Raw genomic sequence first — 24,298 nt, 5'->3', positions numbered from 1 at the left:
GCCGGTGACCGTGGATGTGATCGTCACCCAGGTGGAGTCCCTGCTGTCGCGTCACCGTTGCGGCCCTGTGGCCGTGGCCGGGTGGCGGCGGCTGGAGCCGTACGCCATCGCGCGGGCGCGGCTGGAGGGCGGGGAGCGGGTTATCGTCAAGTGGATGCGCCCGCACCCGGGCGCCGCCCGTCTCGCGACGTCGCAGCGGCTGCGCACCGAGGTGGCCGCGCTGCGCTTCCTCTCCGACGACCTGGCGTCCGGCCTGGCGCCTCGGGTGATCGCCGCCGACCTCGACGCGGAGCTCGTCGTGCTGGAGGACCTGGCTCCGCGTACGGCGCTGGACGGGCTGCTGCGTGCGGAGGGCGCCACCGCCCATGCGGAAGGGTTGGCCGCCTTCGCCCGCATCCGCGGTGAGCTCAGCGCCGCCACAGCGGGCGGGTCAGCACTTTACGGCGCGCGCAGGCGCGTTCTCGGGCCGGCCGGCGACGCCGAACGGTTCCCCGGGTTTCGCGAGGAGGGACGCAGGCAGGCGGCCCGCCTCGGCGCGCCGGTCGAGGGCGGGGCGGAGCGGGAGCTCGCCGCCGCGCTGGAGGAGCTGGAGCATCCGGGCTCGTTCCTGGCGCTGAGCAACGGCGACCCCGAGGCGAACAACGTCCTCGTGCACGCGACGGGCGACCCGGACGCCCGCCTCATCGACTTCGAGTTCGCCGGCTACACGCACGCGCTGCACGACGCCGTCTGCCTGCACGTCCCCGGTCCCGGCTGGGTGTCGGTGGACGCCGCCTTCGCCGGCGGCTACCGCCGGGCCCTGGCCGCCGGCCTGCCCGAGGCGGAGGACGACCGGCGTTACGGGTTCGGCCTGGCCGCCGCCTGCTTCTCGTACGTGCTGGTCCGGCTGGAACGCCTGGCCAAGGTCGAGGCGCGCCCGCCGGGCGACGGGAGCCGCGTCCAGCTCGTCGCCACCTTGGAGGCCGCCGCCCGTACCGCCGACGAGCACCGCAGCCTGCCCCACCTGGCGGGCTGGGCCCGCCGGTTGGCCGCCCTGCTCCGGCGCCGCTGGCCCGACACGGACCTCGACCTCGACGACAGGACCGCGTTCCCGCCCTACACGCCCCGCCGCCGGTGAACGCCGCACGCCCGCCTCAGGGGTCGCGACGGAGCTCGGACCCGTCCGACCCGAGAGCGGCGAGATGGGCGCGGATGTTGTCGGTGTCGACGCCTGGCTCGTCGGTGTGGTCGGTGCCGAGCTTGCTCAGGATGGCCAGCGCCTGCGACCAGTGGTGGCGAGCGTCGTCGTCCTGGTCCAGCGCGGCGTGGGCGCGGGCGAGGCCGTCATGGGCGCGGGTCTGGTCGCCCGGCTGGCCCAGGTCCGTGGCCAGCCGCAGCGCCTCCTGGTGGTCGTCGAGCGCCTGGTCGTGATGGCCCTGCTCGTGCCGCAGCCGGCCCATGCCGTGGATGGCCTCGAACTGCCAGTTCCGGTTGCCGAGCTCGCGTGCGAGGTCGAGGGCGTGCTCGTAGCAGGCATGGGCCTGCTCGTATCGCCCGCCGATGCGGTGCATGTCGCCCAGAGAGATCCAGCCGTCGAGCTGGCCGAGCCGGTGCTCGGTGCCGTTGGCCAGGTCGAGGGCCCGGGTGAAGCGGTCGGTGGCCGCGTCGTACTCGCCGCGGCCGAGATGGAGGTGACCGAGCGCGAGCAGCGTGCGCACCTCGCCGGTGCGGTGGCCGGTCTCCCGGGCGATGTCCAGAGCCTCGGCGAGGGAGTCGGCTGCTTCGCCGTGCTGCCCCACCATCCGGTGGATGTGGCCGGCGCCGATCAACGCGTCCAGCTGGCCGCTGCGGTGGCCGGTCGCGCGGGCGATGGCGAGCGCCTGCGCGAAGTTCTCGATCGATCGGCTGTGCTCGCCGTGGACGGCGCGGAGCAGCCCCAGGGAGTTGAGTGCCCGCAGTTCTCCGGAGTGATGCCCTATGGCGCGAGCGATGTCCAGAGCCCGCACGTTGTCCTCGATCGCGGTTTCGTAGCGGCTCTGCCGGTGACGGATCTCGCCGAGCGCGATGAGAGCCTCCATCTCTCCCGTGTGGTCGGCGGCGGCGCGGGCGGCTGCCAGCGCGCGTGCGCTGAGGGTTTCGGCTTCCGGGTTGCGGCCTCGGATGCGCAGGCACCGGTGCAGGGTGGCCGACAGGTGCCGGATGTGGTCCAGGTAGCCGTGTTCGGCCGCGTGCTGGGCGAGGGCCAGCAGGTTGGGCAGCTCCGCCTCCAGCCATGCTTCGGCGTCGTCCATCGCGGGCAGAGGACCGCCGCCCGGCGGAAGGCGCGGCCTCATGTCGGCCTCGTAGGGGTAGAGGCGGTCCATGGCCGCCGTTGCGGCCCCGCTGTAGTGGTCGAGCAGGCGGGTGACCGAGGCACGCCGCTCCGCCTCCGGTTCCTGACCGGCCAGGGCGGCGGCATGAGCGCGGATGAGGTCATGGAACCGGTACCGGCCGGGCACCGGCTCCTGCAGCAGGTTTCCCTCAAGCAGCCGGTCCAGCAGGCCGGTCGCCGCCGCGACGGAGGTGGCCAGCAGCGCGGCCGCCGCGTCCGGGGCGATGTCGGTGCCGGCGTGCAACCCCAGCAGCCGGTACGCGCGCCGCTCGGCCGTCTCCAGCCCCCGGTAGGAGAGATCGAGCGCCGCGGTGACGCTGCGCTCCCCGGCGTGCAGCTCGCCCAGCCGGCGGTGATGCTCCTCCAGCCGTGCCAGCAGATGCCCCACGCTCCACGTCGGATGCGCCTTGAGCCGGGCCGCGGCCAGCCGGATCGCCAGGGGCAACCACCCGCACCGCCGGGCCAGCTCCGCCAGCGCCTGCGGCGGCTCGCCCGCGACGCGCTCGTGGCCGGCGGTACGGGTCAGCAGCGCGACCGCCTCGGCCGGCGGCAACACGTCGACCGACACCGTACGCACATCGTCCAGGCCGATCAGCCGCCGCCTGCTGGTGATCAGAACCAGGCAGCCGCCCGAACCCGGCAGCAGCGGGCGTACCTGCGCCTCGTCGGCGGCGTTGTCCAGCACGATCAGCATCTTCCGGTCCGCCAGCATGCTCCGGTACAGGGCCGCCCGGTCGTCGGCGTGCTGGGGGATGGACTCACCGGGCACGCCCAGCACCGCGAGAACCCTGGCCAGCGCCTCGGCCGGGTCAACCGGGACCATGCCGTGCGTGTATCCGTGCAGGTCGAGGAACAGGTCGCCGTCGGGGAACCGGGCGGCGAGCTGGTGCGCGGCGTGTACGGCCAGCGCCGTCTTGCCCACGCCCGCCATGCCGTCGATGGCGGTGATCAGCACCGTGCCCGCCGTGCCCTGATCGCCGACGCCGTCGAGAGCGGCGAGTTCCCGCTCCCGCCCGGTGAACGCCACCACGTCGGCGGGCAGGTGCCGCGGCGGCACCCGCACGGGCGCCGGACTCGCCGGGGCACTTCTCGCGGCGTGCGTCAGCGTCGCCCGCTCCGCCTCGTCCAGGCCCAGCGCCTCGGCCAGCAACCGCACCGATGTGCCGCGTGGCCGTCGCAACTGTCCGGCCTCCAGCCGGCGGACCGTGCGGGCGTTGAGTCCCGCCCGTGCGGCCAGCTCTTCCTGGGTCAGCAACGCCCGCTCACGCCAGCCCCGCAACATCGTCCCGAACGCCGCCGGCGACTCCTCTGCGGCTTCCGCGTCGGCACCGTCACGCTCTTCTGGGGACATAACGCATCTCCGATGGTCGCCGCGCTCCGAGCGGCCATTGTCATACGTTCGGAGATCGGCGGCAAAGCCGTTTCACACGCCGCGCCTCCCCGCTAGGCGGTCATGGCGCTCCTGACCGCCTCCACCAAGGTGGCGGCTCGCCGGTTCTCGCCGTCCTCCTTGACGTGGTTCATCACGTAGCCGAACGCGAGCCCGCTCTGCGGGTCGGCGAAGCCGAGCGAACCGCCGAGCCCGGCGAACCCGAAGGTCGTGGGGGTGTAGAAGAACATGTCCGGGGTCGGCAGGCCGAAGCCGGTGCCTATCCTGACCGGCATGCGCAGGACGCGGTCGGGGCCGGCGGCCTGTTCGGCGGTCGCCGCCGCCAGGGTGGCGGGGGTGAGGACGCGGTGGCCGTCGACCTCGCCGATGAGGGCGGCGTAGAAGCGGGCCAGCGCGCGGGCCGTACAGATGCCGTTGGTCGAGGGCATCTCGGCCTGCTGCTCGCGGGGGTCGTTGTGGTCGAGCGGGGGCGAGACCACGGACATCGAGCGTACGGTCAGCGACGCCGGGTCGGTGTAGGCCCGCATCACCTCGCGGGCGGGCTCGGGCAGGGCGTCCAGGTCGATCCCGGCCAGGTCCGCCATGCCGGGCATGGACGTGACGATCCGGCTGACCCGGTGCAGTTCGCTCTCCGGCAGCCCGATCCACAGGTCCAGGTCGAGCGGGCCGGCGATCTCCTCCGCGAGGAAGGCGCCGATGCTGCGGCCGCTCACCCGGCGGACGACCTCTCCGACGAGCCATCCGTACGTGAGCCCGTGATAGCCGTGTTCCGTGCCCGGCTCCCAGAAGGGCCGCTGGACGGCCAGCGCCTCCACCATGGGCTCCCAGGCGATCGCCTCTGCCGGGGTGATCGGCTGGTCGATGGCGGGCAGGCCGGCCTGGTGGGTGAGCAGCCAGCGCACCGGGATGCGGTCCTTGCCCTGCGCCGCGAACTCCGGCCAGTATCGCGCGACGGGCGCGTCGAGGTCCAGCTCGCCCCGCTGCGCCAGCAGGAGCGCGCAGGCGGCGGTGATCGCCTTGGTGGTGGAGTAGACGACCTGCAGGGTGTCGCGCTCCCAGCGACGGCCCTCATCGGGGTCGGCCAGGCCGCCCCACAGGTCGACGACCTTCCTGCCGTGCAGGTAGACGGCGACCGCGGCGCCGATCTCCTCGTGCTCGGCCAGGTTGCGGGCGAAGGCCGTACGTACTGCTTCGAATCCCGGTGCGGTCTCCCCGCTGATGTCGGGCATGCGTCATCGCCTTCCGTCGGTGTGGATGGGGTGCTGCTCGCCGGCGGCGCTTACTCCTGAGGGCCGAAGGTGATCACGATGTACCTGCCGTTGGCGTAGCTGACCACGGGCCGTCCGAGCAGCTCGCCCACCCTGCGGGCGACGTTCTGGAACATCTCGGTCAGCTCGGGGGTGTCGGCGCTCACCCTGAACCGGCCGGCGGCGGTGAGGTGCTCGGCGACGAGGGTGACGAAGCTGGCCTCCGCCCGGGACTTCTCCTCCGCGGTGAGGGGGGTGCGGCCGGGCCGGGGAAGGTGGGCCATCGAGGGGTCTCCTTGGGGTCGCCGGTGGATCCGGCAAGCTAGCCGCGCCACTTCTCCATGAGCCAGGCGCAGACCTCCGGCTCGGTCATCTCGGGGAACTCCGCGACGAACGCGGCGAGCGCGCGCAGAGCCTCGTCGCGGTCGAGACCGCGCGCCAGGGCCGCCCTGAGGTAGTCCTGGCGGGCGGCGGACGGACGGCCTCCGCCCGCACCCCGGCCCGGCAGGCCGTCGCGCCATCGGACGATCTCCTCCACCCGGTCGGGACGCCATCCGGGAGCCCCGTCGATCTCGACGTCGGGCTCGGGGAACGGGCGGTCGGAGCCGGCCGGATGGCGGGAGCGCCATTTGTGCACCGCGTGCCGGGTCACTCCCAGCGCCTCGGCGACGCCGAGAACGCCCAGGTAGTGCTCGGTCATGGTGCCAGCTCTGTCTTTCCTGCCTCCTGCGGGGATCTCATTACTACCACGCCGGGAAGTGGCACCCGGGCGGGCAGAACATCGTCTCTGACAGAGACAGACGGTACCCTGGAGCAGGAATCGTCGTCAACGCCAGAGACGATGTTTTTCGGGTCAGCGGGTTCCGTACGCCCGGATCACCTCCTGCGTCACCGTGGAGCCGGCGGCGTCGGAGGCCGTGACGCGCAACGACACCGCACCCGGGCGGGGCCGTTCGATGGTGGCCTCGTACGTGCCGTCGCCCTTGTCGCGCAGCCGGCGGGCGGGGCGCCAGGTCCTGCCGTCGTCGGACGACGTCTCGAGGGTCACCTTCTCGATCGCGCTGCCCTCCGAACCCTCCTGGTGGGCGACGGTCAGGCCGAGCCTGGTGGAGGCGGTGCGGTTGCGCAGGTCAACGGGCACGTCGTACGCGACGGCCAGCAGCGGCAGCACGACGGGATCGCCCTCGGCGCGCTCCGAGTCGAACGTCCACACCGTCCTCGTCCTGGCGGACAGGCGCGCCCAGGTCGAGCGGTTCTCCACGGTGTACTCCACGCGGTAGCCGGCCCGCTCCGGCGGCAGCAGGATCCGTCCGGAGCCGCCGGTCGCCGTCCTGCCGAGCAGCTCGTCACCCTTGTAGATGCGCCAGTCCGACAGGTAGCCGTGCGGGAACGGGTCGGTCTGCTGGGCCCCGGTGTTCCCCTCGGCGTCGACGAAGGCGTGCATGTCGACGGTGAGCGTGTCGCCCTGCCGCTGCGTGGGCGAGTCCGCCGGGAACCCGGGCGCCACCGGCTGCTTCAGCCACGTGCGCTCGATCCGCTTGCCCGCCTGGTAACCGCGCACGGTGTCCCTGACGGTCATCACGCCCTGCGGCTCCTCGGGGAGGATCGAGTTGTACGACCGTTCCGGCATGTCGGTCCCGCTGTGCCATTGCACGTCGGGGGCTGGGCTCAGGTAGTCGGTCCGCACGCGCGGCGCCCTGGCCACCGGCCTGACCGAGTCCCACGAGAAGGTCTCCCACGGCATCCAGCCGTACTTGACCTCGGAGAGGGCGACGTCGTCGGTCAGCTCGCTGTGGAAGGCCGTGTCCACGCGGGCCAGGGAGCGTTTCCCGACCACGTACGACGGTTGCTTCCTGACCTGGCCCTCCTCGCTCAGGTACAGGTCGTAGACGTAAGGGCTGGCCACGATGCCCTTGGCGACGACGTGGGTCGTCCGGCGGCTCGCCCGCTCGGCCAGCCGTGTGCCCTCCGCCTCCGCGAGCGTCACCGTCGGCACGGTGAGCCGGCTCTCGTCCCAGCCCAGGTGCGTGTCACCGTAGATCGCCACCATGCGGGCGCCGGCCGCCCCAGCGGCGTTGGCGAGGGCCGAGACGGGCGTGCCGGGCGTGCGGCGGATGAGCGCCAGCCGGCCGCGCAGGTCACGGCCCTTGAGCGCCGCCGCGCTGCCGTCACCGGCGTCGGCGACGGCCAGCACCGCGGTTCCGTCGAACCGCGGATACTGCGTGGACCGGTTGCTGAAGTGGACCGGGTCGACGTATACGGGGTCGAGGTCGACGCCGGACGTCCACATGGTGAGCGCGGGCGCCTCCAGCCGCCACCGCGTGGCCACCGCGAACTCGCCCTTGGTCACCTTGGCGGTGGGCTGCAGGTAATAGCTCTCCTCAAGGCGGCCGTCCACGAGGAGGCTCTCGGTATACCTGGGTCCCTTCACCGGCTGCCTGGTGTAGACGAGCTTGGTGGCAGCTCCGCGGTTCCGCGCGGTGTGATGGTCAGGCGTGTCGATCTTCACCGCGACCGCCTTGCGCGCGTCGAGCACGACGTCGGTGTCGCGGGTGACCTCCATCTCCGGATACCCGGCGAAGCTCTGGTTGACGATGTCTCCGCGGCCCTCGCTGGTGGCTCCCGGCCGCAGGGTGCTGATGATTCCGGCGATCGAGTACGTGCCCGGCGGGACGAGCCAGCAGTCCCCGGCGTCCGTCTCGCACCGCCTGTCGGGGTCGCTCGGCAGCTCGCGGCCGAAGAGGTCGCCGTTGCCCAGGTCGACCACGCTGGGCAGGATGCGGCGGGGGCGGCCGTCCCGTGCCACGGCGGACACCCGGAGCTCGACCCGCTGGACCTCGACGTTGCCGGTCAGCAGCGTCCGCAGCGCGGCGCCGCCGGCGGGCGTCGCGACGAGTTCCGCGCGGGCCCAGCCCGCCGGTGCCCCGGCGGGGTCGAGGGTGACGTCCACCTGGCCCTTGCCGCCCGCGGGCAGGGTGAGCTCGGTCGTGGAGAGCGTGAACGGGGCACCGGCGTCGAGGGCGACCGTGACCGGTTCCGCACCGACGTTGCGGTAGGAGATCGTACGCGTCACCGGGTCGCCGGCGCCGGCCGTCGCGAGCCCGAAGTCGAGCGTCGCGTCGCCGGCCAGCACCGTGCGCGCGAGCGCCCCTGCCACGTCGAGCCGGCCCGCTCCGCCCTTGTCCACGGGCACGCCGGGCAGCGCTTCCGAGCCGCCCACGAGCGCGGACCTGACCTCGGGAGCGGTGATGCCGGGCCTGGCCTGGCGCAGCAGCGCGGCGGCGCCCGCGGCGTACGACGCGGCGAGGGCGGTGCCGGAGAAGCGCGCGTAGTGGTCGCCGACGGGCTCGGCGGGCGGGAGGTCGCCGGCGCGGGTCGAGACCACGCCGACCCCGGGCGCGCTCAGCTCGGGCTTGACCGCGCGGTGCAGGCCCACCGGCCCGTAGCCGGAGAACTCCGCGAGCCCGCCCTTGCCGTCCACGGCGCCGACCGTGAGCGCGGCCCGGGCGTCCGCCGGACTTTCGACGCAGGCCTCGCAGCCCCGGTCGCCCGTGCTCATGACGAAGAGCGTGCCGTTCCTGGCGGTCAGCTCGTTCACGGCGTCGGTGAGCGGGCCGCCCTTGCCGGGGACGCTCACCGCCATCGTCACGACCTCGGCGCCCGCCTCCCCCGACGCCCACTCCAGGCCCTCGATCGCCCAGGAGGCGAGTCCGCTGCCGGAGCCATCGATGATCTTGCCGTTGAGCAGCCGCGCCCCGGGAGCGACGCCCGTGTACGTGCCTCCGGACGACGCGCCGCTGCCCGCGATGACACCCGCCATGGCCGTGCCGCTGCCGTACCGGTCGACCCCGTCGCCGTCGTAGGTGAAGTCGCGCGTGCCCGCGACCTTGCCCGCCAGGTCGGGGTGGCCGGCGTCTATTCCGCTGTCGAGGACGGCGACGGTGGTGCCGGCGCCGTCGCCGCCGGCCGCCGCCGTCGCCGTCGCCGCGGCCCCGGCGGTGGACGCGCTCGTGACCGGCCGTGCGGTGATCTTGCGGTCCAGCCAGATCTTGTGCACGCCCGCGGCCAGTCCGGAGCCGGTGACCAGGCCGGTCGAGAACGTGGCCGCGTCCTTCTTCGCGAGCCTGACCCCGGTCGCGCCGATGCTCTCCAGCCGGGTGACGGCCGCGAGCCCGGCCAGGGGCGCGGCGCCCGCGTCCTGCCGCACGATCAGCGGGATGGAGTCGGTCTGCTGGTCGGTGTAGCCCTGGGCGGCCAGCGAGGTCACGTTGAACAGTTCTGGGTCGAGCCGCTCCGGCACCAGGTCCGCCACGTCGGCGGGCACCACGGACAGCTCGCCGCCGTGGTCCACCATGCGGAAGCCGGTGCGTGCCGGGTCTCGCGGGGTGACCTTCGCCCGCTGCCGGCCGTCCTCGCCGACGGTGATGTGCACCCTGTCACCGGTGATCAGCGTGACGTCGTAACTTCGCGGGTTGGCGGCCGGTAAGAGCTCCGGTACGGAGTCTGCCCGCGCTCCCGGCGCCGGTGTCATGCTCACCGCCAGCGCGGCCGCCACCGCGGCCCATCGCCGGACTGGGGCCCATCGACCAGGCCACATCTCTTTCCTCCACATGTGCGTCATTTCATCTGGTCTAAGATGGCACAACTGCGCTGGTCATAGGACTTTCCGCCATGGCGAAATTCAGACATGTCATGAACTAGCCACAGATCGGTCGGGCCAGGAAACGCATGCGTTGTCCCGATGCGGACACATCTGTCAACCGAATGCCCTCGCGCCCCGTCTCCTCTTGCGCACCATCTGCCTCAAGGAGCCGCCTTGCGCGTTCGACTGGCCGTCCCGGCCGTGGCCCTGGCCCTCGCGTACACCGCCCTGCCCTCGGCGGCGCACGCCGACACAGTGGCGTACACGTGCGAAACCGTCGCGACGGGCATGCAACAGCAGATCAGCCTCGACATCGAGCTGACCGTGCCCACGGACGCCACGGTGGGCACGCAGATGACGATCGGCTGGCGCGGCTCCTACGTCGGCTCCGCGAGACTGCTCGCCCCCACGACGGCCACGGACGGCCAGCTCAAGATGTACGCCTACGCCGGCATCAGCGGGATCGACAGGCTGACCTCCGCCACGGGAGTCGGCCAGCTCGGCACGGTCACGCCGGGGCAGCCGATCACGCTGCCCGCGACGACCGTCGAGATGAAGACCACCGCGAATTTCCCGGGCACCGGCACGGTGCACGCCGCCGCCGTCAACTTCGGCCCCACCCCGCAGGAGCGCGTGATCGAGTGCGAGGTCGACGACGAGGAGTCGCTACGCGAATATCCGCTCACCGTCACCGGGGAGTCCACCAGCCCCAGCCCTGACGAGACCGCCGGGTCGGAGACGCCCGACCCCGACGTCTCCACCCCTGAGGACACGACCACCAGCCCGGCCTCCACCACGACCAGGACGGTGACCGAGCTCCCGACGGGAGGCGTGGCGACCGGGGGCGGCGGCATGGCTGGGCCGGACGGGCGGGTGCTGGTGGCCACGGGATTGCTGGTCGTCTTCGCCGCCACGGGCGGCCTGTGGTTGCGCAGGCCCGCCCGGCGTTCGCCGAACGGCCCATAAATCCGTACGTGCGGCATGGTGATTATTTGGCAAGGTTAGCCTAACCTATCCTCATGACCGAGGAGATCTCTCTGCGCGGGGCGGAGCTGTGCCTCAGCTACCACGGAGCCACCGTGGTCGAGGACGGCCGCATCGTGCTGCGGCCCGGCCACGTCACCGCGCTGGTGGGCCCGAACGGCAGTGGCAAGTCCACGCTGCTGCGCGCCCTGGCCCGCCTGCACCGTCCCGACCGCGGCACCGTGACGCTGGGCGACGGCGCCTCCGCGCTCGCCCTGTCGGCCCGCGACTTCGCGCGGCGGGTGACGCTCCTGGCCCAGAGCCGGCCCACCCCCGGTGGCGTGCAGGTCCGCGACGTCGTCGGGTACGGCCGCCACCCCTACAGGGGGCGCTGGAGGGCCGGCGACCCCGGCGGCTCCGAGGCCGTACGCCGGGCCATGGAGCTGACCGGGGTGACGGCGATGGCCGAACGCCCGGTCGACGAGCTGTCCGGCGGCGAGCTGCAGCGCGTATGGCTGGCCACCTGCCTGGCGCAGGACACCGGCGTGCTGCTGCTCGACGAGCCCACCACGTTCCTCGACCTGCGCTACCAGGTGGAGCTGCTGGAGCTCGTCCGCGACCTGGCCGACGAGCACGGCGTGGCGATCGGCGTCGTGCTGCACGATCTCAACCAGGCCGCCGAGATCGCCGACCACGTCGTGCTCCTGCGGGAGGGCCGGGTCATCGCCGACGGCCCGCCCGCTCAGGTCCTCACCGAGGACCAGCTCAGCGACACGTACGGCATCCGCATCGAGGTCAGCCACGACCCCAGGACGGGGACGGTGAGCACCCGGCCGATCGGCCGGCACACCAAAAACGTCCCCGCCACGACATGACAGGAACGACCATGACCTCACTGCGCAGCGCTTTGACGGCGCTCGCCGCGATCGTGACCCTCGCCGCCTGCGGCACCACCGAGGCGCCCGTCACCGAGCAGACCCCCTCTCCCGGCGGATCGACCGCCGCCGCCGTGACCGTCACCGACGACCGCGGCAAGCAGGTCACCCTCGACCGCCCGGCGACCAGGGTGGTCAGCCTGGAATGGGGAGAGACCGAGATGCTGGCCTCCCTCGGCGTCATGCCCGTGGGCGTGGCCGACGTGAAGGGCTACGCCACCTGGAACACCTCCATCAAGCTCGACGCCTCGGTCAAGGACGTCGGCAGCCGGCAGGAGCCCAGCGTCGACTCCATCAGCGCGCTCCAGCCCGACCTGGTCGTCATGGAGTCCGGACGCGACTCGGCGCTGGTGAGCCAGCTGGAGAAGTTCGTGCCGGTGCTGGCGTTCGAGGGCAGCGACGCCAAGGACAACCTCAAGCGGATGCGCGACGACCTCGACAGGATCGCGACCGCGGTCGGCAGGACGGACGAGGCCGGCAAGCTCATGGCCGACTTCGACGCCGCGATGACCGCCGCCAAGGAGAAGATCGCCGCCGCCGGCGCCGCGGGCAAGCCGTTCGTCATGGCCGACGGGTGGAAGCAGGGCAGCACGATCTCGATCCGCCCGTTCGGCGAGGGCTCGCTCGTCTCCCAGGTCGCCATCCGCCTCGGGCTGAAGAACGCCTGGACCGGCAAGGTCGACGAGGTGTGGGGACTCGGCGCCACCGACGTCGAGGGCCTGTCCCCGCTGAAGGACCCGGACATCCGCTTCTTCTACAACGCCTCCGACGGCGTGGACGTGTTCACCGACGGCCTGGAGAGCAACGCCATCTGGAAGTCGCTGCCGTTCGTGGCCAAGGGGCAGGTCACCAAGCTGCCCGACGGCATCTGGACCTTCGGCGGGCCCCTGTCGTGCCGGCAGTACGCCGAGGCGCTGGTGAAGGCGTACGCGGGTTGAGCGTCCCGGTCCTGGCTCCGGCGCCTCCCGCCACGCCACTGCGGCGGCTGGGGACCGCCGGGGTCTTCCTGCTCGCCGTGGCCGCCACCGTCCTGGTGGCCGCCGTGCACGTGACGCAGGGCACCTCGTCGGTGGGCGCGCTGGACCTCCTGGCGCTGCTCTTCAACGGGCCCTTCGGCGGCAGCGAGGAGGCCGCCCGCGTCCTGCTGGCCTCGCGGCTGCCCCGCCTGCTGGCCGGCGTCACCGTCGGCTGCGCGCTGGGCGTGGCCGGCTCGCTGCTGCAGTCGGTCGCCCGCAACCCGATGGCCTCGCCGGACACGCTGGCCGTCAGCTCCGGCGCCCACCTCGCCATCGCCACGGCCGCCGCGTTCGGCCTGACGCTGCCCCTGCCGGTGTCCGGCGGGCTCGCCCTGGTCGGCGGCCTGGCCGCGGCGGCCCTGGTGATGGCCATGTCGGCGGGCGGGCGCAGCGGCACGACCCGGCTGATCCTGGCCGGCACCGCCACGGCGCTGGCGTTGAGCTCGCTCACCAACCTGGTGATGATCCTCTTCGAGGAGGAGACGACCGGGTTGTACGCCTGGGGCAGCGGCTCTCTCGTGCAGGGCGACCTGCGCGCCGTCACCCAGTTCGCCCCCGTGATCGCGGTGGCGATGGCGGCGGCGATCCTGGCCGGGCCGCGGCTGGACATCCTCGGGCTCGGCGACGACACCGCCTCGGTGCTCGGCGTGAACGTGCGGCGCCTGCGGTTGTGGCTGACGCTGCTGGCCATCGTGCTGGCGGCCGCCGCCGTGACCGTGGCGGGGCCGATCGGGTTCGTCGGCCTCTGTGCCCCGGTGATCGTCCGGCTGCTGCCCCGGTCGATCCCCGGGCTGCACAGGAACAGGTCGATGCTCCCCCTGTCGGGGCTGGCCGGCGTGCTCATCGTGCTGGGCTCCGACATCGCCCTCCGTGCCGTGCTGGGAGCGCAGGCCGGCGTGGAGGTGCCGCCGGGCGTCGTGACCACGCTGCTCGGCGCGGGCGCGATGGTGTGGCTGGCACGCCGCTACCGGGACGCCGGGCCGACGCGCCGCCCTCCGGCCGCGCGCATCGGCGCCACCCGGTCGCGCGCGGCCTTCCTGGCCGTGACCGGCACGTTCGCGGCGTTGCTGGCCGGGGCGCTGGTCCTGGGCCTGCTGGCCGGTGACCGGTGGCTGCTGACCGGTGACGTGCTCAACTGGTTGCAGGGCCGTACGGGCCGGGCCCTGACGTTCGTGCTCGACCAGCGTTACCCGCGGGTCCTGGCCGCCGTGCTGGCGGGGGCGGCGCTGGCCGTGGCGGGCACCGCCGTACAGGCCGTGTGCCGCAACCCCCTCGCCGAGCCGGGCGTGCTGGGCGTCACGGCAGGGGCGGGCGTCGGCGCGATCTCGCTGCTGACCTTGGCTCCGGTGGCCGGGATCTGGGCCATGACCGGCGCGGCGGGCCTGGGCGCGCTGACCGCCTTCGGCCTGGTCTACGGGCTGGCGTGGCGCGGCGGCCTGAGCTCCGACCGGCTGGTCCTCATCGGGATCGCCGTGCAGTACGCCTGTACGAGCCTCACCGTGCTGATCATCGTCAAGGCCGACCCGTGGAACACCGCCCTGGCCCTGACCTGGCTGTCCGGCTCCACGTACGGCCGCGTGCCCGCGCAGCTGATCCCGGTCGCGCTGGCGCTGCTGCTGGCCGTGCCGCTGCTGGCCTGGCTGCGCCGGGACCTTGACCTGCTCTCCCTGGACGAGGACAGCCCGCGCATCCTGGGCGTCCCTCTGGAGCCCGTACGGCTGGCCGCGCTCGCGGGCGCCGTGCTGCTCACCGCCACGGCGGTGTCGGCGGTCGGCGTGGTCGCCTTCGTCGGCCTGGTGGCCCCGCACGCCGCCCGGGCGATGGTGGGCGCCCACCACGCCAGGGTCCTGCCGGTGGCGGCGCTGCTCGGCGCGCTGCTGGTGAGTCTCGCCGACACGCTGGGGCGTACGGTCATCGCCCCCGCGCAGGTGCCGGCGGGGCTCGTCACGGCGCTGATCGGCACGCCGTACTTCGTCTATCTCCTGTGGCGCGCCCGCGCCCACGCGGACGGGTCGTAGTAACCGGTTACACACCGAGGCTTGACGCTCATCGCGGTGCGTGCGTATCTTCGGCGCGGCATCACAGTAACCCGTTACCAAGGAGTCGTCATGCGCGCTGACCACCCTCGCGAGAACTGGGTCAGCGTCGCGGACAGGCTGCTCGACGCGGTGACTCCCTACGCCACGCCCGGTCACGCGCAATACCGGTTGCCCGGCCGCACCAGCAGGTCAGGGCCCGAGTCCGACGGGCTCGAAGGGTTCGCGCGCACCTTCCTGCTCGCCGCGTTCCGCCTCGCCGGCGACCCGGCCGCCGCGCCGGCGCCGCTGCTGGAGCGCTACGCAGAAGGGCTGGCCGGCGGCACCGACCCCGGCCACGAATTCGCCTGGCTGCCCATCGCCGACGGCCACCAGACCATCGTCGAGGCCGCCTCGATCGCGATCGCGCTGCACGAGACCCGGCCGATGCTCTTCGACCGGCTCGACCCCGGGGTCCAGGAGCGGGTGGTCGCCTGGCTGGGCGGGATCGTCGGCAAGCACGCCTGGCCGTGCAACTGGGTGCTGTTCAAGGTGATCGTCGAGCAGTTCCTCGCCGGGGTCGGCGGCCCGTACGACCAGGACGAGATCGACCGGCACCTCGCGGACGTGGAGCGCTGGTACGTCGGCGACGGCTGGTACACCGACGGCGCCGGCCAGAACTACGACTATTACTGCGGATGGGCGATCCACCTCTACACGCTGTTGTGGACCAGGATGTCGGGCGCCGACGCGACGGTCCACCGCGACCGGCTCCGCACGTTCCTCGACGGCTACCGGCACCTGTTCGCCCCCGACGGCGCTCCCATGCACCAGGGGCGTTCGCTCACCTACCGGATGGCGAGCCTGGCCCCGCTCTGGCTCGGCGCGCTCTTCGACGCCTCCCCGATCGAGCCGGGCGCCACCCGCCTGATGGCCGGCCGCACACTCGACCACTTCGCCGCCCACGGCGCGCCCGACGAACGCGGCCTGCTCAGCCTGGGCTGGCACCGTCCCTTCCTGCCCGTGACCCAGGGTTACTCGGGGCCGGCCTCCCCCTACTGGGCGAGCAAGGGTTTCCTGGGGTTGCTGCTCGGCCCCGACCACCCGGTGTGGACCGCACCGGCCGCCGACCCCGACGCGGGCGAGCTCAGCCTGGCCCTGCCCGCGCCCGGCTGGCTGCTGCACCGCCATGACGGGATCACCCGCCTGGTCAACCACGGCAGCGACGGCAACGACCCCGACACCGCCAGGGACGACCCCCACTACGCCAAGCTCGGCTACTCCACCCACACCGCGCCCGAGACCGGCCCCGGCGGCCGGGCCGAGAACATCGACAACCATCTCACCGTGCTCCTGCCCGACGGGCGGGCCACCCGCCGCCGCCGGATCGAGCGCATCGGCGTCGCCGACGGCTTCGCCGCGTCCCGCTACGCCGACGGGGAGGTGGTCGTGGAGACCGCGTCCGTGCTCGACGGGCCCTGGGAGATACGCGTGCACCGGGTGAGCGCCCCCGCGGGGAGCGTGGTCCGCGACGGCGGGCACGCCGTCGCCGCCGACGAACCGTGCACGGTCACGCCGGGCGGGCTCACCGCTTCGGTGACCACCACCTCGGGGAAGGAACTGGTCAGCGAGATCGCCGGGCTGCACGGCTGGGACACGGCAGCCGCCGCCCTCCGCCACGACGAGAACGCGTTCGGCCCCCACTCCGCGACCCCCTACCTCGTCGGCGCCCACCCGGGCGGTCGCACGGCGATCTTCGTCTCGGCGGTGCGGCTGGGGCGGGCCCCTTCCGCCAAGAGCCCGGAAATCTCGGTGCACGGCGAGCAGGTCTCGTGGAATGATGCCGCCGGCTCGCGGGTCGAAGTCCGGCTCGGACGCGAGCCCGCCTACCGCCGGCATGGATCCGCGGGAGCACGCGTTGTCTGGACCGGCTAGACGCGTCACCATCCGCGACGTCGCCGCGCACGCGGGGGTCTCGGTGGCGACCGTCTCGCGCGCGCTGGCCGGTGACTATCCGGTGCACCCGAGCACCAGGCGCAAGGTGCTGCGCGCGGTGCGCGAGCTCGACTACGTGCCCAACGCCCAGGCCAGAGCGCTGTCCGTGGCCTCGCCCGGCGCGGTGGCCATCGTCATCCACTCGGTCGACTCGCCCTACTACGCCTACATCGCCCAGGGGGTGGAGGAGCAGGCCGCCGCCGAGGGCCGCCTGTCGCTCGTCTGCACCACGGGCAGTAATCCCGAACGCGAGCTGGCCTTCGTCCAGACCATGCGCGAGCAGCGGGCCGAGGCGGTGATCCTGGTGGGCGGCGTGGTCCTCGACGACGACTACCGCGAACGCATGACGCGCTACGCGCACGGGCTGGCGGCCTCCGGTTCCCGCCTGGTGTTGTGCGGCCGGCCCCCGCTCGGTGACGGGGTGCCGGCCTTCACGGTCGACTTCGACAACACCGGCGGGGCCCACGCGATCACCGCGCACCTGCTGTCCGCCGGGCACCGCCGCATCCTCTACCTGGGGATCCGCCCCGGCAACACCACGTCGGACACCCGGGTCGCGGGCTATCGCGCGGCCCTCGCCGATCACGGGGTCGCGGCCGACCCCGCGCTGGAGATGTGCGGCGACTTCGACCGGCGCAGCGGCTACGTGACGATGAAGCGACGGCTGGCCGAGGGGCCGCGTGACTTCACCGCGGTCTTCGCCGCCACCGACCTGATCGCCGCCGGCGCCGTCAAGGCGCTGCGCGAGCACGGGCTGCGCGTCCCCGAGGACGTCTCGATCGTCGGCTACGACGACGTGCCGCCCGCCGAGGACATCGGGCTGACCACCGTTCACCTGCCGCACACCGAGCTGGGCCGGGCCGCCGTGCGCCTGGCGTTGTCGGGCAGGGATCCGCTGGCCGAACCGCCGATCACGCTCGGCACCCACATCGTGGTCAGGTGCTCGGTGCAGCGGCTGGGGAGCGAACGCTGAAGGCCGGGCGCATGCCGGCCCTCGTGGCGGTAAGACTTACCGCATGGGAGACACGGCATCGCCCTCGGGACGGGGCCTTCTCGCGGCAGCCGCGGGCTGCGCGCTGGCCGTACCGGTGGCCGTCTGGTGGCTGGTGGGCGACCTCAGCGCGGACGTGCCGCCCGGCACGGTCCTCGACCACCTGATCAGTCCACCCGGCCTGGGCCCGTGGGCCGAGCGCGCCGTCGGCCTGGGAGCGCTGGTGGTGGCGGGCGTGACGGCGGCACTGCTGGTGCGGGCGTCGCGGCGGCGCCGGTTCGACCGCCGGTGGTGGGCGGCGCTGATCCCGGTGCTGGCCGCGGGCGCCGTCGTGGGAGCCGGCTGGCGGGTCGTGACGGCGGGCACGGTCGGGGCCAACATCGGCGCCGGGCTGACCATCGTGCTGGGCGGCGCGCTCGTTGCGCTGCTCCTGCTGTGGGCCGCCGGCTGGTCGGCGCGGCTGCTGCTGTCCCGCCGCGTCACCCGCTGACTCCACAGCTGACAGAATCGCGTCGCATTGTAAAGATCAATGCTGTGCGAAGCCTGCCCGGAAGTTTGGGCAAGATCTGCTTCGGATTTTCCCGGAACCGCGCGTCATCGTAAGGACATCAGGCGAACCCTGCCATATCCCCGGGCATCTGGAGCAGGTTTTCATGATCAGACGACCAATCGCCCTCATCACCCCCGCCGTCGTCCTTCTGTTCACCTTATTCGGATTCGCGCTGCCGGCCCACGCGGTGACGCTGGAGCAGAAACTCGCCGCTCTCTCCTCGTTCAGCCAGCCCACCACCACGAGCGCCAATGCGTGGCGCAACGCGTGGGAGAACCAGTCGGCCTGGGCCGACTACGCCTTCGACTGGTCCACCGACCTCTGCTCGAGCAGCCCCGACCAGCCGCTCGGCTTCGATTTCCGCATGCCGTGCAGGCGGCACGACTTCGGTTACCGCAATTACAAGGACGTCAGCCAGTTCCCGGCCAACAAGCCCCGCATAGACGACGCTTTCTACTTCGACATGCGCCGGGTGTGCGCCGGCTATTCGGGAGTGTCGAAGTCCACCTGTGACGGGCTCGCCTGGACCTATTACCAGGCGGTCAAGGAATTCGGCAACCTGGTCGTCACCGACGAGCAGATCCAGAAGGTCAAGCGCGAGGCCGAACGCTCCGCCGAGCGGTAGCCGTCCCCAACCGACCTGGCGGGGACGCCGGCCGCGTCCCCGCCATCGGGCGTGCGCGGGCGGGGCGGCACGATCGATCCGGCGACGTCGGTAGTTCCGTGGAACTAGGCACGTCAGTGCCGCCGGGCGATGTGGCGGATGCGGGCCGGCTCCTACGCTCGACGCCGTGATCAACCGTCTGACCCCGGTTCTGCTCGCCCTTGTGGCCCTGCTCGCCTGGGCGTCCCCCGCGGCCGCGCACGGCCGGGACGCCGAGGCCGATGCGCGTTTCGCCCAGACGATCGGCGGCATGGAACTCACCGTCGTGGTGCGGGCGAGCATACGGGTACCGGCTCCGCTGCAGGTGGACGTGGTCGCGCACGACCCCGGGAAGGGCGGGCAGGTCGAGCTGGCCGTCCGGTCCGTCGAGAACGGCGGGTCGTCCACGGCCTCCGTGCGGGTCGAGGGCGGGCGCCCCGGCATGTACCCGGCCATCCTGCGCGCCCAGGACGTGGGACCGCACGAGCTGGAGGTGCGGGCGGGCGGGGAGCGGTCGGTGCTGCCGTTCAGCCTGCTGGTGCCGACCACGCCGCGGTGGGAGGTCGTCGTGTACGCGGCCTTCGCGTGCGGGGCGGTGGCGCTGCTCGGCGCACTGGCGAGTGCGGCGCTTCGGCGCAGGGGCGCGGCGGTGGGGTTCGCGGGGACGTTCGCGGTGGCGATCGTCGTGGCGTTCACCACCGGAGCGATCTCGCCCTGGTTCGCGCCGGAGGGTGCCCCGGCTCCCGAGACGCTCACCCGGCCGAACGCGCAGCCGCTGGTGGAGGTGGCGCCGGAGCGACCCGCCCTCCAGTCGGCCTACCGGCTGCGGGTGACGTTGTTCGACGGCTCTACCGGGGCCCCGGCGGACGACCTGGCCGAGCACCACGCCGCCCTGGCACACCTGGTCGTGACCAGCGACGACGGCCGCTTCTTCCGGCACGTGCACCCGATCAGGACCGCGCCGGGCGTGTACGAGGTGCGGCTGCGCGCGGAGCAGCCGGGGCGGCACCTCGTGTACGTCGAGTTCGAACGGGCCGGTGCGGGCGGCCAGCTCGTCTCGGGCACGTTCACCGTCCCCGACCCGGATCACCGCGATCGGGGGGACAGGCCGGTGACCGCTTCCACCGGCGCGCGGCCGGTGACCGCTTCCACCGGCGCGCGGCCGGTCACCGAACCCGCGCATCCCGTAGCCGGACGGCCGCTCCGCCTCACGCTCGACACCGGCGCCACCGCGCTGCGGCCATGGCTCGGCATGGCCGGCCATCTGATCCTGCGCAGCCATGACGGCGGCTACCTCGGCCACGTCCATGAGGCCCGCTCCATGGCCGACGCCACCGCCGCCCGGGTGCCGGACGAGTCGGTCGCCCGCTACGGGCCCCGGCTCGAGTTCGTCTTCAGCTTTCCCCGGCCGGGCCGCTACCTGGTCTGGATCCAGTACGCCCGGGACTACCGGATCGTCACCGTGCCCCACGTCATCGAGGTCGCCGAAGAAGGGAGCGGCCGATGAGGCGCCGCCTGTACATCGTCCTGCCCGTGCTGCTGATCGCGGCCGGCATCGCCTGGATCTTCCACGGGAGTCCCGCCGCTCCCGGACCGGCCGAGCTGCGCGGCCGGGGCACCCACCACGCCGTCGTGGTGCGTCTCGAACCCCGGCTCGGCCCTCTCGACGTGCGCGTCGAGCTCCACCCGGCGTCCCCGGCGGACGTCTCGATCTCCGCGGTGATGCCGCACATGGGGCACACCACGCCGGAGCTCCAGGCCCGGTCCGACGGGCCGGGCCGCTATGTGGCCCGCGGCGAACTGTTCACCATGACGGGCCCGTGGGAGATCGGCGTCCGCGTGCACGACACCTCGGGCACCGAAGTCATCAAAGTCAACACATTGATCACAGCTTAGGAGTGACTCCCCCATGTCATCCGAACTTCCACACATACCCCGCCGGGAGGTCACCGGCGCCTGGTCCCTGCTCCTCGGCTACGCCACGTTACTGACCGGCATGGTGTGGGACGGGCAGTGGCACGGCGACGTCGGGCCCGACAACTTCTGGACCGCCCCGCACCTGCTCCTCTACGCCGGCACCGGCATCATCGGGCTCACCTGCCTGATCGTGGTGCTGCAGTCCACGTGGGCGCGTGGCGCGCCCACCAGCACGCCCTCCGTGACGGTGTTGCGCACGTTCCGGGCGCCGTGGCCGTTCCTGGTGGGCGGGCTGGGCGCTTCGGGCAACCTCCTGTACGCGGGCTCCGACCTGTGGTGGCACGAGGTGTACGGCTTCGACATCGCCGCCGGGACCACCCCGTCGCATTTCGGGCTCGGGCTGTCCATCCAGGTCGAGATCTTTGCCATGATCATGGCGTTCGCCGTGCTGCGGCGTACCCGGGCCGAGCGATGGGGCCTGGCCCTGGCCGTCGGCCTGGCCACCCTCGGCTCGACGTCGGCCTTCGGCATGGTGTCGGAGATCATCTTCGAATGGCTGCCCGGCGTGGCGCCCCGCGTGCTGGGCCTGAGCGCGGCGGCGGCGCTCATCCTGAGCCTGGTCATCGGCCTCACTCGTTCCTGGCACTGGCCCGCCGCGACAGGGCTGACGTTCGTGCTCGTCCAAGGCGGGCTCTCACTGTTCGCCCCGGCCGCCACCCGGTGGTACGCCGAGGCGATCGGCCAGCCGATGCGCGACTACGCCGCGAACATGCCACAGGCGCTGATCGGGTTCCCGGTCACCTATCCGCTCGTCGCGCTGCTGGCCGGCGCCATGACGGCGTGGGCGGTCCGGCGCGCGGTGCAGCCGGTGCGGATCGCGATGGCGGCCGGCGCGCTGGCCGGTACGAACACCGCGCTCTTCTACGGCGGGCTCGGGATTCTGGAGATAAACCTGCCGATCACGCTGGCCGCGGCGACCGCCCTGGGCGCGGGGGCGGGATGGCTGGGCTGGCAGTGCGCCGTCCTGCTGCGCCGTTTCAACGAGCGCGGCCTCTCCGTCCCGCAGGCGGTGACGGCATGAGGCGCGTCCTGGTGGCTCTTGCGGCCGCCCTGGCCGTGATGACCGCCGCGGGACCGGCCGCCGCCGCCCCGCTCCCCGGTGAGATCGTGCACACGGAGACCGTCACCATGAGCGACGGGGCCCCGATCACCGTAGGGTTCACGGAGTGGCCGGTCCGCGCCCTGCAGTCCCTCGACTTCACCTTCGAACCGGCGGGCGGCATCGGCGGGCGCACAGGCCTGGTCACGACCGTGTCGCCCAGCGGCGACCGCAAAGGGCTGAAGGGCATCGTCCTGCAGCGCCGCGGCGATGCCATCGTGCTGCCGCGGCATCCCCGCGCGGAGCAGGTCTGGGGGCTGGACGTCGTCTCACTGCCTGAGGAGGGCACATGGCGCTTCGAGTTCGCCGTGGAGAGAGCGGGCGCGACCTCGACGGGAGTCCTGCCGGTCCAGGCGATCGACCAGCCGGGCCCGCCGCTCGGGGTGAGCTGGACGATCGCGCTGCTGCCGTGGGCACCGGTGCTGGTGCTGGTGGCGGCCGGCTGGGCGCGTACGCGGGCGATCCGGCGAAGCGCGAAACCAGGCTGGAGTGGCTGAGCGACGGCCTGCCCGCCCTGCTGCCGCCGCTGGCCGCCTGGCTGGTCGTGCCCGGTGACGAGCCGGGCGTGCAACTGGCGCTGGCGGGCGCGCAGTCGGCGGCGCTGATGTTGTCGCGCCGCTTTCCGCTCTCCGTGCTGGGCGTGAGCGTCGTCCTCGAGCTGGCGCTGATTCTCGTCAAGATGCCCGTCCTGGTGGCGCCACTGGTCGCCGCGTCCCGTCTCGGGGCGTGGGGCCGGGGTGGCCACCGGGTCATCGGCGTCGCGGCGGTGCTGGCGCTGCTGGGCATCGGGTTGCCGGTCACGCTGGTGTCACTCGGCGACCCCCTGCGGGTGGTGGCCGTGTACGCGGTGGCGGCGGTGCTCGTCGTCGGGTTCTGGGCCATGGGGCGTGTGGACGGGCGCCGCCGTGACCGCATCCACGAGTTGCAGGCCCGCTCGCGGCGGCTGGAGGCCGAACGCGAGCTGGCCGAGCGGCGCGCGGCGGAGCGCGAGAGGACACTGCTGGCCAGGGAGCTGCACGACATCCTCAACCACTCGGTCACCACCATGGTGCTGGACGCGGAGGCCGGCGCGGACACCCGTGACGACATGGAGGAGACGCTGCGCCGGGTGGCCCGTACCGGCCGGGAGTCCCTGGCCGAGTTGCGGCGGCTGCTCGGCGTGCTCAGGCAGGCGCCGCCCGGGCACGATCCGCTCGCTCCTCCTCCGCGGCTGCACCAGCTCGACGCTCTGGTGGCGGCCATCCCGCCGGGCGGGCCACGGGCGACGCTGATTCGCTCCGGCGACGTACGGCACGTCGACACCAGCATCGAGCTGGCCGCCTACCGCGTCGTCCAGGAGGCGCTGACCAACGTCACCAAGCACGCCGGCCCCGTGGACGTACGGGTGTCGCTCGACTACACCGCCACCCACCTGAGGGTCACGGTCGTCAACGCCGTCCCCGCCGAGGCCCCCGCCGGCGGGCCGAGCGGGGTGGGGCTGATCGGCATGCGCGAACGCGTCGGGCTCCTCGGCGGCACCGTGGAGGTGAGCTCGGGGCGGGAGATGTTCGAGCTGTGCGCGACGCTGCCGCTGCGGGCGGTGTCGTGACCGCCATCCGCGTCCTGGTCTGCGACGACGAGCAGTTGCTTCGCGAGGCGCTGGTCCGGCTGGTCGGGGCGGCGGACGACCTGACCGTGGTGGCCGCCGTGGGTGACGGTGCCGCCGCCGTGGCCGCCGTCGCGGAGCACCGTCCTGACGTGGTGCTCATGGACATCCGGCTGCCCGGCATGGACGGCATCGAAGCCACCCGCCGCATCGCCGGCGGGCACAGCCGGGTGCTCATTCTCACGACGTACGACCTGGACAGCTACGTCTATGCCGGCTTGCAGGCCGGAGCCAGCGGCTTCCTGCTCAAGGACGCGCCGGGCGAGCGCATCCGCGACGGCATCAGGATCGTCGCCGCCGGCCAGTCGGTGCTGGCTCCTGAGGCGACGACCCGGATGATCGAGGCGTTGCAGCCCACGCTGCCCACCGACGCCGACAGGGCGCTGCTGGCTGCGGCCGACCGGCTCACCGACCGCGAGCGGCAGGTGTGTGAGCTGATCGCCGAGGGCCTGTCCAACGACGAGATCGCCCGCCGGCTCGTCATCAGCCGATACACCGTGAAGGTGCACGTGTCGAGCATCCTGACCAAGCTGGACCTGCCGGACCGGGTGCACGTGCTGCTGTCGTGGACGCGGCTGCGCGGCCTGCGCCTGCCGTAGGCGGCCAGGCCGCCAGGGAATCCGCGAGCCGGGGCGACGGCACACCGGCGCGTCGGGTCCGGCGGCAGCACCGGAAAGCTGGTCCTCGACGTCGAACGCGGCTGGGTGCTCCAGGCATCAGCGTCCTGTGGACGCGGAGTCAAGTGCGGGCGACTTCCCGGCATGGACGCCGCCGTGCCCGGCCAAGATCCTTGGGTGGAGGCCCGCGGGAGCGCGGTCACTCCTACTGAGGGGAAACACC

20 protein-coding genes are annotated in these 24,298 nt (G+C 73.0%); 15 read left to right on the top strand and 5 right to left on the bottom strand.

Features of this window, described 5'->3' with window-relative positions:
* Window positions 1-4 precede the first annotated feature (4 nt).
* On the top strand, window positions 5-1,117 hold the full coding sequence (locus ABGB14_RS29675) for a hypothetical protein (RefSeq protein WP_347647120.1): 1,113 nt from the start codon (window positions 5-7) through the stop codon (window positions 1,115-1,117).
* Window positions 1,118-1,133: 16 nt separating this feature from the next.
* Here the strand turns inward: ABGB14_RS29675 and ABGB14_RS29670 are convergent, their stop codons facing one another.
* The 5 genes from ABGB14_RS29670 to ABGB14_RS29650 all read right to left on the bottom strand — a co-directional run bounded on the left by ABGB14_RS29670 (window position 1,134) and on the right by ABGB14_RS29650 (window position 9,542).
* Window positions 1,134-3,701 (bottom strand): tetratricopeptide repeat protein, encoded by a 2,568-nt coding sequence (locus ABGB14_RS29670; RefSeq protein ID WP_347647119.1) that lies wholly within the window; start codon window positions 3,699-3,701, stop codon window positions 1,134-1,136.
* Between the two features lie 92 nt (window positions 3,702-3,793).
* The gene (locus ABGB14_RS29665) at window positions 3,794-4,969 is read right to left on the bottom strand and encodes a serine hydrolase domain-containing protein (protein ID WP_347647118.1); all 1,176 of its coding nucleotides are present in this window, start codon (window positions 4,967-4,969) and stop codon (window positions 3,794-3,796) included.
* Window positions 4,970-5,019: 50 nt separating this feature from the next.
* Window positions 5,020-5,271 carry a hypothetical protein gene (locus ABGB14_RS29660; protein WP_347647117.1) on the bottom strand — a complete coding sequence of 84 codons (252 nt, stop codon included), beginning with the start codon at window positions 5,269-5,271 and terminating at the stop codon, window positions 5,020-5,022.
* A gap of 38 nt (window positions 5,272-5,309) precedes the next feature.
* On the bottom strand, window positions 5,310-5,687 hold the full coding sequence (locus ABGB14_RS29655; RefSeq protein WP_347647116.1) for a hypothetical protein: 378 nt from the start codon (window positions 5,685-5,687) through the stop codon (window positions 5,310-5,312).
* Window positions 5,688-5,840: 153 nt separating this feature from the next.
* Window positions 5,841-9,542, bottom strand: a complete 3,702-nt coding sequence (locus ABGB14_RS29650; RefSeq protein WP_347647115.1) for a S8 family serine peptidase — start codon at window positions 9,540-9,542, stop codon at window positions 5,841-5,843.
* A gap of 261 nt (window positions 9,543-9,803) precedes the next feature.
* Here ABGB14_RS29650 and ABGB14_RS29645 point away from each other — a divergent pair, with 261 nt between their 5' ends.
* The 14 genes from ABGB14_RS29645 to ABGB14_RS29580 all read left to right on the top strand — a co-directional run bounded on the left by ABGB14_RS29645 (window position 9,804) and on the right by ABGB14_RS29580 (window position 24,057).
* Window positions 9,804-10,595: a hypothetical protein gene (locus ABGB14_RS29645; RefSeq protein ID WP_347647114.1), complete on the top strand. Its 792-nt coding sequence runs from the start codon at window positions 9,804-9,806 to the stop codon at window positions 10,593-10,595.
* 53 nt (window positions 10,596-10,648) lie between these two features.
* Window positions 10,649-11,467 carry an ABC transporter ATP-binding protein gene (locus ABGB14_RS29640; protein WP_347647113.1) on the top strand — a complete coding sequence of 273 codons (819 nt, stop codon included), beginning with the start codon at window positions 10,649-10,651 and terminating at the stop codon, window positions 11,465-11,467.
* Between the two features lie 11 nt (window positions 11,468-11,478).
* Window positions 11,479-12,465, top strand: a complete 987-nt coding sequence (locus tag ABGB14_RS29635; RefSeq protein ID WP_347647112.1) for an iron-siderophore ABC transporter substrate-binding protein — start codon at window positions 11,479-11,481, stop codon at window positions 12,463-12,465.
* Complete coding sequence (locus ABGB14_RS29630) at window positions 12,462-14,561, top strand: iron ABC transporter permease (RefSeq protein WP_347647111.1); 2,100 nt, start codon at window positions 12,462-12,464, stop codon at window positions 14,559-14,561. Before ABGB14_RS29635 ends, ABGB14_RS29630 begins: the two co-directional genes overlap by 4 nt.
* Window positions 14,562-14,651: 90 nt before the next feature.
* The gene (locus tag ABGB14_RS29625; RefSeq protein ID WP_347647110.1) at window positions 14,652-16,493 is read left to right on the top strand and encodes a DUF2264 domain-containing protein; all 1,842 of its coding nucleotides are present in this window, start codon (window positions 14,652-14,654) and stop codon (window positions 16,491-16,493) included.
* Complete coding sequence (locus tag ABGB14_RS29620; protein WP_347647109.1) at window positions 16,477-17,526, top strand: LacI family DNA-binding transcriptional regulator; 1,050 nt, start codon at window positions 16,477-16,479, stop codon at window positions 17,524-17,526. Before ABGB14_RS29625 ends, ABGB14_RS29620 begins: the two co-directional genes overlap by 17 nt.
* 43 nt (window positions 17,527-17,569) lie before the next feature.
* On the top strand, window positions 17,570-18,034 hold the full coding sequence (locus ABGB14_RS29615) for a hypothetical protein (RefSeq protein ID WP_347647108.1): 465 nt from the start codon (window positions 17,570-17,572) through the stop codon (window positions 18,032-18,034).
* Window positions 18,035-18,197: 163 nt separating this feature from the next.
* Complete coding sequence (locus tag ABGB14_RS29610) at window positions 18,198-18,719, top strand: phospholipase (protein WP_347647107.1); 522 nt, start codon at window positions 18,198-18,200, stop codon at window positions 18,717-18,719.
* Between the two features lie 166 nt (window positions 18,720-18,885).
* Window positions 18,886-20,244 carry a hypothetical protein gene (locus tag ABGB14_RS29605; protein ID WP_347647106.1) on the top strand — a complete coding sequence of 453 codons (1,359 nt, stop codon included), beginning with the start codon at window positions 18,886-18,888 and terminating at the stop codon, window positions 20,242-20,244.
* The gene (locus ABGB14_RS29600) at window positions 20,241-20,633 is read left to right on the top strand and encodes a FixH family protein (RefSeq protein ID WP_347647105.1); all 393 of its coding nucleotides are present in this window, start codon (window positions 20,241-20,243) and stop codon (window positions 20,631-20,633) included. Before ABGB14_RS29605 ends, ABGB14_RS29600 begins: the two co-directional genes overlap by 4 nt.
* Window positions 20,634-20,646: 13 nt before the next feature.
* A complete protein-coding gene (locus tag ABGB14_RS29595) occupies window positions 20,647-21,735 on the top strand; it encodes a hypothetical protein (RefSeq protein ID WP_347647104.1) in 1,089 nt (362 codons plus the stop codon).
* On the top strand, window positions 21,732-22,310 hold the full coding sequence (locus ABGB14_RS29590; RefSeq protein WP_347647103.1) for a hypothetical protein: 579 nt from the start codon (window positions 21,732-21,734) through the stop codon (window positions 22,308-22,310). The genes ABGB14_RS29595 and ABGB14_RS29590 overlap by 4 nt, the downstream gene beginning before the upstream one ends.
* Window positions 22,223-23,401 carry a histidine kinase gene (locus ABGB14_RS29585; protein ID WP_347647102.1) on the top strand — a complete coding sequence of 393 codons (1,179 nt, stop codon included), beginning with the start codon at window positions 22,223-22,225 and terminating at the stop codon, window positions 23,399-23,401. The genes ABGB14_RS29590 and ABGB14_RS29585 overlap by 88 nt, the downstream gene beginning before the upstream one ends.
* A complete protein-coding gene (locus ABGB14_RS29580; protein WP_347647101.1) occupies window positions 23,368-24,057 on the top strand; it encodes a response regulator transcription factor in 690 nt (229 codons plus the stop codon). The genes ABGB14_RS29585 and ABGB14_RS29580 overlap by 34 nt, the downstream gene beginning before the upstream one ends.
* Window positions 24,058-24,298 lie beyond the last annotated feature (241 nt).

It is taken from the genome of Nonomuraea sp. B10E15, assembly GCF_039871615.1.
Classification (GTDB): domain Bacteria; phylum Actinomycetota; class Actinomycetes; order Streptosporangiales; family Streptosporangiaceae; genus Nonomuraea.
Note: the sequence above shows the minus strand (reverse complement) of the source record. Positions and strands in the feature narration are given on the sequence as shown.